A 13,386-nucleotide genomic window follows, 5' to 3' on the forward strand; every position below is an offset into this window, starting at 1 on the left:
GCTTGCCCTTGCTGTTGATGCTGCGCGCCAAAAGGTGATTGGCACTGTGGCAATGAGCCTACTATGCCCTATGGTACGGATGGGTTTAAAACGCCCTTGGATACTCGTCCTTTAAGCTGTATTCGAACGCGAACCCAAACGGGTATGCCGCCGCCTGGAGAAGCCATTGTCGATCGCGGAAATTTCCTTGTTCAGCGCACTGCTCGCGGGTGCTTTGTCCTTCCTGTCTCCTTGCGTGCTGCCGCTTGTTCCGCCCTACCTCTGTTATATGGCCGGCGTTTCCGTCGATCAGTTCCGGGGTTCCGAGCGCATCCAGACGGTACAGAGCCGGAAAGCCATTCTTTTATCGGCCTTGTTCTTCACGTTGGGCTTTGGCACCGTATTTGTCGCCCTGGGGGCTGGCGCAACCTCCATCGGCATGGTTTTGCGGCAGCATCTGGATGTGCTGTCCAAGATCGGTGGCCTGATCATCATCATCATGGGCCTCAATTTTCTGGGTCTTTTCCGGATAGGGCTTCTGGCGCGTGAGGCGCGTTTCCAGTCTGCCGGCAAGCCCGCCACGCTTTCCGGGGCCTACATTATGGGGCTGGCTTTTGCTTTTGGCTGGACCCCCTGTATTGGGCCGGTGCTTGGGGCAATTCTGGGCATTGCCGCCTCGCGTGAAACGGTTTCTGATGGCGCGATGCTGCTGGCGATCTATTCTCTGGGGCTTGCCGTGCCTTTCTGGATTGCCGCAGGCTTCTCAGGCGCTTTCATGCAATTTCTCAGCCGTTTCCGTCAGCATCTGGGCGTGGTCGAAAAGGTCATGGGGGGATTGCTCGTGGTCACGGGCCTTGCATTCATGTTTGGCTTTGTCAGCGATCTTGCCATCTGGTTCCAACAGAGCTTTCCTATCCTTTCGCGGATTGGCTGATCGCAGATGGCTGCCACTCTCGCTCTGCTGATCCCCTTTTTCGGTTTGATTCTGATCGGCTTTATTGCGGCCAAGGTCAGCCGTCAGAGGGCGGATGCGCTGGGTTGGATGAACATCTTCATCATTTATGCGGCCTTGCCAGCGCTTTTCTTCAAGCTTGTTTCCAGAACACCGTTTGACGAGCTTACCCGGCTTGATTTCATTTTCACACAACTTGCTGCGGTCTACAGTGTCTACGGGCTGCTGCTGATTGCTGGTGTGTGTTGGCGCAAGGCCAGTCTTGGCGAAAGTGTCATCCAGGCTTTCGGCGGTGCCTATGGAAACATAGGCTATATGGGGCCCGGGCTTGCGCTATTGGTTTTGGGCGATGCGGCTGCAACGCCGGTTGCGCTGATTGTTTGCCTGGAAAATGCGCTCCATTTCGTCGTGGCACCTGCCATGATGGCGCTCGCGCTGGGTGATGAAAGGCCGCCGCTGCGTCTGGTCGGCGATGTTCTGAAGCGCGTTGCCCTGCATCCCTTCATTCTGTCCACAGCTGCGGGATTTGCCGTGGCAGCACTTGGCTGGAAACTTCCGGTACCATTGGGCCAGCTGGTCGATTATCTCGCTCAATCTGCCGCGCCCTGCGCCCTGTTTGCGATGGGGGTCAGTCTGGCGCTGCGGCCGTTGAAACGTGTCCCGATGGAAATAGGCTATATATCTGCTGCCAAGCTGATCCTGCTGCCTATGCTCATGTATGCGCTGATGAGGGGCATTGGCGGCTTTGAGCAAAACTGGGTTCATGCGGCTGTGCTGCTTGCCGCCTTGCCGACAGCAACCAACGTATTCGTGATTAGCCAGCATTATGGCGTCTGGCAGGAAAGAGCGTCAGCGACAGTTCTCATCACCACGGTTCTCTCCGTACTGACGTTGCCTGTTGTTCTCTATCTCGTCTCAGCCGGCTTTTTGTCTGCTGAAGGGATGCCGTAACGTATCCACCAGCTCCTTCAGGCCCCGGCCCGGCTCGACGCCTTCTCGCATGAGAACGTTGCGGAGTGGACCCACCGCTGTCAGCATGTGAAGACCAGCCGCTCTTGCCACCTGCATGGGCAGGAAATCGGATAGCAGCGACCGATTGAGCAGGTCCACCCCGAATGTACGGGTCATGATGTCACCACGGCGGCGGCGGTTGAAACGCTCACCAAGATCTGCGGCGATCGGTGCGCCATTGGTCGAATTGAGAAGTTCTACCAGTTCCATGACGTCGCGAAGCGAGAGGTTCAGCCCTTGCGCACCAATGGGCGGGAAGGCGTGGGCCGCTTCTCCGACAAGTGCAACACGTCCCTTACCGAAGCGATCTGCCATGAGGCTGGAAAGCGGCCAGGCTTCTGCACCTTCCTCGACCGATACCTTGCCAAGCATCGATTGCATCCGCTGCTCAACCTCCAGGGAAAGCTGCTGGGTGTTGAGCGCTAGCAGTCTCTCAGCCTCCGCCGGCTTGACCACCCATACGAGGCTTGAGCGGGCGCCCGGCAGCGGCACCTGTGTGAAGGGACCGCTTTCGGTGTGAAATTCTGTCGAGACGTTGTTGTGGGACAGATCGTGCGAGAAATTCAGTACCACCGCAGTCTGCGGGTAAGCCCAGCGGCGTGTCGAAATTGCCGTGGCTTCGCGCACAGGCGAGTTTCTGCCATCCGCCCCAACAACGAAGGCCGCGGTCACATTCTCACCGGAGGAAAGGCCAAGCGAGACATGATCAGCCGACGGGGTCAGCGTCTGGAGAGATGCATCGATGCGCTGAATATTGGCCTCCGCGTCAACGGCGGCTTTCAGCTTTTCCATCAGCACGCGGTTCGGAATATTATAGCCAAAGGCGTAAAGCCCGACATCGGCTGCGCGGAACTGTGCGGGTGGGGCACGAAACAGCCGCTTCGTGCCATCCAGGATCTGCATGACGCAGAGCGGTGCCGCTTCCTCCTGAAGCATATCCCACAGGCCGAGGCTATCGATGAAACGAATCGATTGGTCCATCAGAGCCGTGGTGCGGTGGTCTCTGCGCTCCGTTGCCGGGGCAATGAGCGCCACCTTGCGGCCTGCGCGGCCAAGCGCCAGCGCTGCAATCGAGCCGGCCAGACCTTCACCTACAACAGCAATCTCGACGTTTTGCATTTTCGCTCTTCTTCATGCTCGTTCAGTCTGCTCTATGTAGGCAAACTTGTGAAACTTATCCATGGGCTGCATCGGCCTAACGGTGTGAAGGTTGCAAAGCGCGCCGATTGGCCGCATATCGGCGTGATAGTTCAGACAATCGGAGCAGGGCGTGATCAGGCGAATCTTCAATTACCGGAAAGTGCCCTATGCAGAAATCAGGGCTTTCTCGGTCCACGTCCTCACAGCCTCCGGCTCGTTTCTCGCATTCCTCGGCGTTGTGGCCGCTGCTGAACATCGCTTTGTCGATATGTGGTGGTGGCTCGGTCTCGCGCTCCTGATCGATGGTATCGATGGTCCCATTGCGCGAAAGGTGCGCGTGAAGGAGGTCTTGCCCAACTGGTCTGGCGATACGCTGGACAATATTATCGACTATGTCACCTATGTGCTGCTTCCGGCCTTCGCCCTCTATCAAAGCGGCATGATTGGCGAGACCTGGTCTTTCGTCGCTGCCGGTATGATCGTGGTTTCCAGCGCGATCTATTACGCTGACACGGGCATGAAGACCGATGAGTATTTCTTCTCCGGTTTCCCGGTTGTCTGGAACATGGTGATCCTGACGCTCTTCGTCATCAAGCCGACGGAGACGACGGCGCTGGTGATCGTCGTCGCGGCTGTTATCCTTACCTTCCTGCCGATCAACTTCCTGCATCCGGTAAGGGTGAAGAGATTGCGGGTGCTGAACCTGTCTATCTTTCTCCTCTGGTGCGCGCTTTCTGGCTATTCGCTTCTGCTGCAGTTCGAATCCCCGGTCTGGCTGGTTTGGAGCGTCGTGGTAACAGGGATCTATCTCTTTTGCATCGGTGGGATCCTGCAGCTTTTTCCGAACCTGGGAAAAAGCAGTTAAGTCTCGGCTTAAGAATGTGTTTTCTGTTGTGCGCAGCAACAAAACTTGTATCAATTAGGCCACGCGCCGGTTTTGCCGGACAATCAGCGGCACGTCGCACGGACATATCTCGGAGAAGATAGCCGCGCTGATGTGTGAGGGGATACGAGTGACAGAGACGCACACACGAGAAGCGTCACAGCTTCTTCATATTCGGGGTCTGACCAAATATTTCGGTAGCTTCGCAGCCTGCAATGCCGTCGACCTCACCATTGCGCCGGGCGAGATTCACGCTCTTCTGGGCGAAAACGGTGCTGGCAAATCCACGCTCGTTAAGATGCTGTTCGGCGTTTTGCAGCCGACTGCGGGTGAGATCCTTTGGCAAGGGAGCCCACGGAGCATCGCTTCTCCCAGTGCAGCGCGTGAGCTCGGCATCGGCATGGTATTTCAGCATTTCTCGCTGTTCGAGGCGTTGACCGTCGCAGAGAATATTGCACTTTCGCTCAGCCCCACGGTGCCGCTGGCAAGAATTGCCGAGGAAGCCGCAGCGCTTTCAAATGCCTATGGCCTTCCGCTTGATCCGAATTCCCATGTGGCCGATCTTTCTGTTGGCGAGCGCCAGCGTATCGAGATTGTTCGCGCGCTCCTGCAAAATCCAAAGCTTATCATTCTGGATGAGCCGACCTCCGTTCTGACGCCTCAGGAGGCCGACAAGCTTTTTGAAACGCTCTTCAAGCTGAAGGCGGAAGGTCGTTCCGTGCTCTATATCAGTCACCGGCTGGAGGAAGTGCAGCGGATCTGTGATCGCGCCACCGTTTTGCGGCATGGCAAGGTGACCGGCTCTTGCGATCCGAGACAGGAGACGCCTGCTTCTCTCGCCCGCATGATGGTTGGCTCTGAGGTTGCGGCGATCCATCGCCCGGAAGCGGAAGCCCTAGGCGAAGTGCTGCTGGATGTTTCCTCGCTTTCGGTACCAGCTCGCACTCCCTTTGCTGTATCTTTGAAGGATGTGTCCTTGCAGGTGCGGGCGGGGGAAGTGCTGGCCGTTGCGGGCGTTGCCGGAAACGGCCAGGGTGAGCTTTTCGATGCCTTGTCCGGCGAATACACCGTGCCCTTGGCGGATAGCATCCGTCTGCGGGGCAGGCCGGTTGGGCGGACGGGCATCAATGGCCGTCGTCTGATGGGGGCCGGTTTTGTGCCCGAAGAGAGACACGGCCACGCAGCCGTTTCTGATATGAGCCTTTCCGATAATCTTCTGCTATCGCGCAGCCAGTCAGATCGCGCGGTCTTTCTATCCGGTGGCTTTGCAGCGATCATTCGCCACGACACGATCCGCAAGGCGACAAAGCGAATTTGTGAGATCATGGATGTGCGCAATAGTGGCGAGGATCCGGCTGCGGCCTCGCTATCCGGCGGCAATCTGCAAAAATTCATCATTGGGCGCGAGCTGGATAGAAAACCCGCCGTGCTGATCGTCAATCAGCCGACCTGGGGTGTGGATGCAGGGGCCGCCAGCCGTATTCGCCAGTCATTGATTGACCTGGCGCGCTCCGGCTCTGCGGTTGTCGTCATCAGCCAGGATCTGGACGAGATCTTCGAAGTCGCCACCAACATCGCAGTGATTTCGGAAGGCAAGCTTTCCCGTCCCTATCCGGCAGGCGAGCTGTCGCTGGAAAAGATAGGGCTTCTGATGGGCGGCATCCACGATTCCACGCAGCATCCGGGAGCTTCCCATGCGCATTGAGCTTGAGCGGCGCTCTGCCGCATCCGGGCTGTTTGCTATCGTTTCTCCGCTGCTGGCCCTGGCGCTTACCTTGATCTTCGGCGCGATCATGTTCTGGATGCTCGGGAAGGACCCGCTGCATGCGCTCTACAGCTTCTTCATCGAGCCTTTGCTGGAAGTCTGGTCGCTGCACGAACTTGCCATCAAAGCGGCGCCATTGATCCTGATCGCGGTAGGACTATCGGTTTGTTATCGCTCGAACAACTGGAATATCGGCGCTGAGGGGCAGTTCAGCATCGGGGCGATTACCGGCTCCATCTTGCCTGTTCTCGTGCCGCAATGGCATTCGCCGCTGGTCTTGCCGCTGATGTTGATCATGGGGCTGATCGGTGGCGCACTTTATGCTGCCATTCCAGCGCTTCTGAAAACCCGCTTCAATACCAACGAAATTCTGGTCAGCCTGATGCTGGTCTATATCGCCCAGCTGTTCCTGGATTGGCTGACGCGCGGCCCCTGGCGTGATCCCAAAGGCTTCAACTTTCCACAAACCGTTAGCTTTGCGCCTGAGGCCGTGCTGCCGGAAATTCTTGAGAGCGGACGCGCGCATTGGGCCATTGTCTTTGCTCTGGTGGCTGCCGTCGGCATCTGGTTCATGATGCGCTTCATGCTGAAAGGCTTTGAGGTCGAGGTGCTCGGAAAGTCTGAACGGGCAGGGCGCTTTGCCGGATTTTCCTCTCGCCGGATGGTGTGGTTTTCGTTGATGCTGTCGGGCGCATTTGCCGGTCTTGCTGGCATATCCGAGGTTTCCGGTTCCATCGGGCATCTTCAACCGTCCATATCCCCGGGCTACGGTTTCACCGCCATCATCGTCGCTTTTCTGGGGCGCCTCAATCCTCTCGGCATTATTGCCTCCGGCTTTGTGCTGGCCTTGACCTATCTCGGTGGTGAGGCCGCTCAATTGTCACTGGGCGTGTCCGATAAGGTCACCCGCGTCTTTCAGGGTTTGCTTCTCTTCTTCGTCCTCTCCTGTGACACCCTCATCCTTTATCGCGTGCGCCTCGTCTTCGGCAGCACCCGCGTGACCGCAGAGCCGAGGACGTGAACCATGCTTGAAGCCATTCTGTTGACCATTATCACTGCCGCCACGCCGCTGGTCATTGCGGCCATGGGCGAGCTTGTGACGGAACGTGCAGGCGTGCTCAATCTTGGCGTCGAAGGCATGATGATCATGGGGGCGGTTTGCGCATTTGCTGGCGCTTATCTCACCGGCTATCCGGTGATCGGGCTTCTCTGTGGCATATTGGGCGGAGCCGTCTTCTCGCTTCTCTTCGGCTTTCTCACGCTGACGCTGGTGACCAACCAGGTGGCAACGGGCCTTGCGTTGACGATACTTGGTCTTGGTTTGTCCGGGCAGATTGGCGAGTCTTTCGTCGGTATTCCGGGCGTGAAACTCCAGCCTATTGTCATCCCTGTGCTTTCTGAAATCCCGTTTCTGGGGCCGCTTCTTTTCCGGCAGGATCTCACCTTTTATCTCAGCATTGCGCTTGTTATCGGTGTGAACTGGTATCTGTTTAGAAGTCGCCGGGGACTGAAGCTGCGCGCCATCGGTGATAATCATGGTTCCGCCCATGCGCTTGGCATCAATGTCATCCGCACACGCTATCTCGCCGTGATGTTTGGTGGAGCATGTGCAGGTCTAGCCGGTGCGCAGCTATCTCTCGTCTATACGCCTCAGTGGGTTGAGAATATGTCCGCCGGTCGCGGCTGGATCGCGCTTGCCCTGGTGGTGTTTGCCTCGTGGAGGCCTTGGCGGGTCCTGGCGGGAGGCTACATCTTCGGCGCGGTCGGCATTCTGCAACTGCATGCGCAGGCGCTCGGAATTGGGGTTCCATCGCAATTTCTTTCCATGCTGCCATATGCTGTCACTATTGTGGTGCTCATCATCATTTCGCATAATCGGCGCACAACGCTCATCAATACACCGGCATCTCTCGGGAAGTCCTTCGTTCCCGATCGCTGACGCGGTTTTCTCGTTTCGAAGCTTCATGCCAAACAGGGGTTGAATATGAAGAAGCTCATCATCGCACTTGCCGCAACGGTGGCCGCACTGGGCGGCATCACCACCGGCGCTCAGGCTCAGGAAAAGACCAAGGTCTGCTTCATCTATGTCGGCACCAAGACTGATGGTGGCTGGACACAGGCTCATGATGTGGGCCGCCAGGAACTGCAGAAGGCAATGGGCGACAAGATTGAGACCCCGTATCTGGAAAGCGTGCCAGAGGGTCCGGATGCCGAACGCGCTATCGAGCGCATGGCGCGCTCCGGTTGCGCCATGGTTTTCACCACCTCGTTCGGCTTCATGGATGCGACTGTGAAGGTTGCTCAGAGGTTCCCCAAGGTGAAGTTTGAGCATGCGACAGGCTTCAAGGCCGCTGAAAATCTGGCGACCTACAATGCCCGCTTCTATGAAGGCCGTTACATTCAGGGTCAGATCGCAGCCAAGATGTCGAAGAAGGGCGTTGCCGGTTACATCGCCTCCTTCCCCATCCCTGAGGTGGTCATGGGTATCAACGCCTTCGAACTGGGCGCGAAGTCTATCAACCCTGATTTCAAGTTGAAGGTTGTTTGGGCAAACACCTGGATCGACCCGGGCAAGGAAGCCGATGCAGCCAAGGCTCTCATCGACCAGGGTGTCGATATCCTCACCCAGCACACGGATTCCACCGCGCCGATGCAGGTGGCTGCAGAACGTGGGATCATGGCTTTCGGCCAGGCATCCGACATGATTGCCGCCGGTCCGAAGACGCAATTGACAGCTATCGTCGATACCTGGGGTTCCTATTACATCAAGCGTACCAAGGCCTTGCTCGACGGGACCTGGAAGTCCGAGCAGATTTGGGACGGCCTGAAGGATGGCATCCTGACGATGGCGCCATACACCAACATGCCGGACGACGTGAAGGCAATGGCGGAAGAAACGGAAGCCAAGATCAAGTCTGGCGAACTGCATCCGTTTACGGGTCCGATCAACAAGCAGGATGGCTCCGTCTGGCTGAAGCAGGGTGAAAAGGCTGATGACGGAACGCTGCTCGGCATGAACTTCTACGTTGAAGGTGTAGACGACAAGCTGCCTCAGTAAGCTTCACAGGAATGAGCCTGTTTTAATGTTAAAAGGCCGCCTGCGTTGAAAAACGTGGGCGGTTTTCCGTTTTGAACCTTTGAGCTGTTGTTCCACCCGAGCCTGAGGCGGAATGACAGATCTATTGGCGTCTTGCGTCTTCTGCTGCTAAATGCCGTCGAATCTTCAAGGAGAGTCGTATGGAACGCACCTGTCTTGCCGTCATTCTCGCTGCTGGCGATAGCACGCGAATGAAATCATCGATGTCCAAGGTTCTGCATCCCATTGCTGGCCTGCCGATGATTTCGCACGTGATGAAGGCGATCAAAGGGGCTTCGATCCAGAACGCAGTGCTTGTCCTGGGGCGCGATGCGGATGCTGTTGCCAAGGCAGGCAGCGTCGATGGCATGACTGTGTCTACCGTCTTGCAAACGCAGCGCCTTGGCACGGGTCATGCAGTGCTGACCGCCCGGGATGCGATTGCCGCAGGCTACGATGAAATCCTGATCACCTATGGCGATGTTCCGCTGGTGCGGCCCGAGAGCTTTACCAAGGCGCGCAGCTTGATGGCAGATGGTGCCGATATCGTCGTGATCGGTTTTGAGACCGACAACCCCTTCGGCTACGGTCGCCTGCTGGTCGAAAACGGTGAGCTGGTTGCGATCCGGGAAGAGAAGGATGCGACCGACGAGGAGCGAAAGGTCACGCGTTGCAATAGCGGCCTGATGGTCATCAACGGCAAGCGAGCTCTCGAATGGCTTGAAAAGATCGACAACAAGAACGTCAAGGGCGAATACTATCTGACGGATATTGTTGAAATTGCCCGTGCTGGTGGCGCGAAAGTCGTCGCTGTCGATGCACCGGAGGCAGAACTTGCTGGCTGCAACACGCGGGCGGAACTGGCCTTGCTTGAGGCAAGCTGGCAGCAGCGCCGCCGCCATGAAATCATGCTGTCCGGCGTTTCTATGATTGCGCCCGAAACTGTTTTTCTGGCGCATGACACGGTCTTGCAGCCCGATGTTCTGGTGGAACCGAACGTCGTTTTCGGACCCGGCGTAACGGTGGAGAGCGGTGCGGTCATTCACGCTTTCTCGCACATCGAGGGTGCTCATGTGGCTGCTGGTGCGACTGTCGGGCCGTTCGCCCGCTTGCGTCCCGGCGCCGAGCTTGGGCCGGACTCAAAGGTTGGCAATTTCTGCGAGGTCAAGAAGGCATCGATTGGTGCAGGCGCCAAGGTGAACCATCTGACCTATATTGGCGATGCCTTTATCGGCGCCGGAGCCAATATCGGCGCGGGCACCATCACCTGCAACTATGACGGGGTGAACAAGCACGAAACGCGGATTGGCGAAAATGCCTTCATCGGCTCCAACTCCTCGCTGGTCGCGCCTGTTTCCATAGGTAGCGGCGCTTACGTCGCATCCGGGAGCGTTGTGACTCATGATGTGCCGGAAGATGCACTCGCGCTGGGTAGGGCGAGGCAGGAAATCAAGCCGGAACGGGCAAGACTGATTCGTGATCGGGCGGCTGCGGTGAAGGCAGCAAAGAAGGCAGGTCAGTGACCCGCCATTGATTACGACCGGAAATCCAATTTGACTGCCACCGCAATTGCACTTCTTGCGCAGTGCGGTAGGAACGTGCCGAAGAAAAAATTCAGGAAGAGAGGTCCATATGTGTGGAATTGTGGGGATCGTCGGTCATCAGGCGGTCGCTGAGCGACTGGTGGACGCCTTGCGCCGGTTGGAATACCGGGGCTATGACTCCGCTGGCGTAGCCACGATTCACGATGGCAGGCTTGATCGTCGGCGGGCGGAAGGCAAGCTCTTAAATCTGGAAAAGAAGCTGGCTGATGAGCCGCTTCCCGGAAACATTGGCATTGCGCACACCCGCTGGGCTACCCACGGCGCGCCTAACGAGACAAATGCGCATCCTCATTTCGTCGAAGGCGTTGCTGTCGTTCATAACGGCATCATCGAAAACTTTTCCGAACTTCGGGATGAATTGACTGCGGAAGGCGCGGTTTTCACCAGTCAGACAGATACCGAAGTCGTGGCGCATCTTCTTGCGAAGTTCACGCGCGAGGGTATGGATCATCATCAGGCGATGCTGGCCATGCTGAACCGCGTCTCCGGTGCCTATGCGCTTGTCGTGATGTTCCAGGATGATCCGGGCACGATCATGAGTGCGCGTTTCGGACCTCCTCTGGCCCTTGGACATGGCAAGGGGGAGATGTTCCTCGGTTCCGACGCCATCGCTCTTGCGCCTTTCACAAACCAGATTACCTATCTGGTGGATGGCGATTGCGCTGTGATGACAGCAAACGGTGTTTCGATCACCGATTACGCTGGCAACCCGGTTGAGCGCCCCATCCAGATATCCCAGGCTGCGGCTCTGATGGTGGATAAGGGAAACCACCGCCATTTCATGGAAAAGGAAATCTACGAGCAGCCGGAGATCATTTCTCACGCGTTGAGCCATTATGTCGATTTCGCCACCGGCGCCATCCGCGAGCAGGATAAGGCCATCGATTTCGGTGCGATCCGCAGCCTGGCAATCTCTGCCTGTGGCACGGCTTTTCTGTCAGGACTTGTCGGTAAATACTGGTTCGAGCGCTATGCTCGACTGCCGGTGGAAATCGACGTGGCCTCCGAGTTTCGCTATCGCGAAATCCCGCTTTCCAAGGATCAGGCCGCGCTGTTCATTTCTCAGTCCGGTGAAACAGCCGATACCTTGGCTTCCCTCCGCTACTGCAAGGACGAAGGGCTGGCGATCGGCGCCGTTGTCAACGTGAAGGAATCCACGATTGCACGTGAAGCCGATGCAGTTTTCCCGATCCTTGCCGGGCCGGAAATCGGCGTTGCCTCCACCAAGGCATTCACCTGTCAATTGGCGGTTCTGGCGGCTCTTTCCATTCAGGCAGGCCGTGCACGCGGTACTCTTTCCGAGGTGCAGGAGAAGGAACTGGTGCGGCATCTGATCGAAATGCCACGCATCATGAGCCATGTTCTCAACCAGATCCAGCCGCAGATCGAGCTTCTGTCCCGCGATCTTTCCCGCTTCAAGGACGTGCTCTATCTCGGACGTGGCACGAGCTACCCGCTGGCACTGGAAGGCGCGCTGAAGCTCAAGGAAATCTCCTATATCCACGCTGAAGGCTATGCCGCCGGTGAGTTGAAGCACGGTCCAATCGCGCTGATCGACGAAAAAATGCCGGTGATCGTCATTGCACCGCATGATCGTTTCTTCGAGAAGACCGTATCAAACATGCAGGAAGTGGCGGCACGCGGCGGCAAGATCATTTTCGTGACGGATGAGAAGGGTGCTGCGGCTTCCAAGCTGGAAACCATGGCAACGATCACGCTTCCCAATGTGGATGAGGTGATCGCGCCGATGATCTTCTCGCTGCCGATCCAGTTGCTTGCCTATCACACAGCCGTCTTCATGGGGACGGATGTGGATCAGCCGCGCAACCTGGCAAAATCCGTTACCGTGGAGTGAGCCTCTATCAGGCTCTTTCCAGGGGGTGAAAGCTCGCGGGGATCAGGATTGGTCATTCAATCGGCGCGCTGAACGGCAGTGATCTTACATCAGAAGCGGGCGAGGATCGGGGAAAACCCGGTTCCGGCCGCTTCGATACATGAGGGCGGAGCCGTTCCCGCGTTGACCGCACGCTTCCGGTGGATTGACGCAAGGGGCATGCATCGGCGCGTCCCGTCTCGTTTTCCAATCCTGCCGGCTCTTGTCACTGCTATTTCAAAGAGATCGCTTAAGTCCTCACACCAATACCCAATCAGCCCTTGCGGGGGCGAGTAGGCTTAGGCATTGTCCGGCTTTCCGCCTTGTGCGCCGCGGAATCAAATTTGGATGCAGTCATGGATAGCCCGGAACGAATCACGCTTGCTGGACGGTTGCGCAACAACTTCCTCACGGGGCTCATAATCTGCGCACCGCTTGCCATCACCATCTGGCTTACCTTCGCCTTTATTGATTGGGCGGACAGTTGGGTGACGCCATATATTCCTCAGCGCTACAATCCGCAGTATTACTTCGACATCACCATTCCGGGGCTCGGCCTGGTGATTGCGATCATCATCATTACGCTGATCGGTTTTCTGGGAAAAAACCTGATCGGGCGTTCCGTCGTTAATTTTGGCGAATCCATCGTCAACCGCACGCCGCTGGTGCGCACACTCTATAAAAGCCTGAAGCAGATTTTTGAGACTGTGCTGAAGGATCAATCCACGTCCTTCAAGAAAGTTGGTCTTGTGGAGTTCCCAAGTCCGGGCACCTGGGCTTTGGTCTTCATCGCAGCGGAAGCGCAAGGCGAGGTAGCCCATCGGTTCAACGAGCTTGGACAGGAGATGATGGCTGTCTTCCTGCCGCCAACTCCAGTCCCGACCGCTGGTTTCCTGCTCTTTGTCCCGAAGGAGAAGGTCATTCTTCTGGATATGACGCCGGAAGATGCGGCGAAACTTCTGATTTCGGGCGGTCTGATTACACCTGACTGGAAGCCGAAGCTGGTTCTATAAGCTTCATCTGATTGTCATCGTGCAATCCTAGACAGGGCGTGAGGGGCGAAAGTTTGACTGGCGGGAGGCGTCGGGAGCTTGTCCCTTGCC

11 protein-coding genes are annotated in these 13,386 nt (G+C 57.2%); 10 read left to right on the forward strand and 1 reads right to left on the reverse strand.

Annotated elements, in window-relative coordinates:
* The first annotated feature begins 166 nt into the window (after nt 1–166).
* Both ACFSE1_RS02210 and ACFSE1_RS02215 read left to right on the forward strand, forming a co-directional pair.
* The gene (locus ACFSE1_RS02210; protein WP_377395897.1) at nt 167–913 is read left to right on the forward strand and encodes a cytochrome c biogenesis CcdA family protein; all 747 of its coding nucleotides are present in this window, start codon (nt 167–169) and stop codon (nt 911–913) included.
* Between the two features lie 6 nt (nt 914–919).
* Nucleotides 920–1,882, forward strand: coding sequence for an AEC family transporter (locus tag ACFSE1_RS02215; RefSeq protein WP_377395900.1), 963 nt, complete (start codon nt 920–922; stop codon nt 1,880–1,882).
* Here the strand turns inward: ACFSE1_RS02215 and ACFSE1_RS02220 are convergent.
* A complete protein-coding gene (locus tag ACFSE1_RS02220) occupies nt 1,847–3,061 on the reverse strand; it encodes a UbiH/UbiF family hydroxylase (RefSeq protein WP_377395903.1) in 1,215 nt (404 codons plus the stop codon). The two genes, ACFSE1_RS02215 and ACFSE1_RS02220, sit on opposite strands and share 36 nt — an antisense overlap.
* A gap of 151 nt (nt 3,062–3,212) precedes the next feature.
* Between ACFSE1_RS02220 and pcsA the strand changes: the two genes are divergently transcribed.
* The 8 genes from pcsA to ACFSE1_RS02260 all read left to right on the forward strand — a co-directional run bounded on the left by pcsA (nt 3,213) and on the right by ACFSE1_RS02260 (nt 13,296).
* Nucleotides 3,213–3,947 carry a phosphatidylcholine synthase gene (gene pcsA / locus ACFSE1_RS02225; RefSeq protein ID WP_377395906.1) on the forward strand — a complete coding sequence of 245 codons (735 nt, stop codon included), beginning with the start codon at nt 3,213–3,215 and terminating at the stop codon, nt 3,945–3,947.
* A 130-nt stretch (nt 3,948–4,077) separates the two neighbouring features.
* Complete coding sequence (locus ACFSE1_RS02230) at nt 4,078–5,670, forward strand: ABC transporter ATP-binding protein (protein ID WP_377395909.1); 1,593 nt, start codon at nt 4,078–4,080, stop codon at nt 5,668–5,670.
* Nucleotides 5,660–6,751: an ABC transporter permease gene (locus tag ACFSE1_RS02235; RefSeq protein WP_377395912.1), complete on the forward strand. Its 1,092-nt coding sequence runs from the start codon at nt 5,660–5,662 to the stop codon at nt 6,749–6,751. Before ACFSE1_RS02230 ends, ACFSE1_RS02235 begins: the two co-directional genes overlap by 11 nt.
* Nucleotides 6,752–6,754: 3 nt before the next feature.
* Nucleotides 6,755–7,669 (forward strand): ABC transporter permease, encoded by a 915-nt coding sequence (locus ACFSE1_RS02240; protein ID WP_377395915.1) that lies wholly within the window; start codon nt 6,755–6,757, stop codon nt 7,667–7,669.
* 45 nt (nt 7,670–7,714) lie between these two features.
* Nucleotides 7,715–8,788: a BMP family ABC transporter substrate-binding protein gene (locus tag ACFSE1_RS02245; protein WP_377395919.1), complete on the forward strand. Its 1,074-nt coding sequence runs from the start codon at nt 7,715–7,717 to the stop codon at nt 8,786–8,788.
* A 179-nt stretch (nt 8,789–8,967) separates the two neighbouring features.
* Entirely contained in the window at nt 8,968–10,329 is a 1,362-nt protein-coding gene (glmU, locus tag ACFSE1_RS02250) for a bifunctional UDP-N-acetylglucosamine diphosphorylase/glucosamine-1-phosphate N-acetyltransferase GlmU (RefSeq protein WP_377395922.1), read from the forward strand.
* 109 nt (nt 10,330–10,438) lie between these two features.
* Entirely contained in the window at nt 10,439–12,265 is a 1,827-nt protein-coding gene (glmS, locus tag ACFSE1_RS02255; protein ID WP_377395925.1) for a glutamine--fructose-6-phosphate transaminase (isomerizing), read from the forward strand.
* Nucleotides 12,266–12,639: 374 nt separating this feature from the next.
* On the forward strand, nt 12,640–13,296 hold the full coding sequence (locus ACFSE1_RS02260) for a DUF502 domain-containing protein (RefSeq protein ID WP_377395928.1): 657 nt from the start codon (nt 12,640–12,642) through the stop codon (nt 13,294–13,296).
* Nucleotides 13,297–13,386 lie beyond the last annotated feature (90 nt).

This window comes from Affinirhizobium helianthi (assembly GCF_042680945.1).
Classification (GTDB): Bacteria; Pseudomonadota; Alphaproteobacteria; order Rhizobiales; family Rhizobiaceae; genus Neorhizobium; species Neorhizobium helianthi.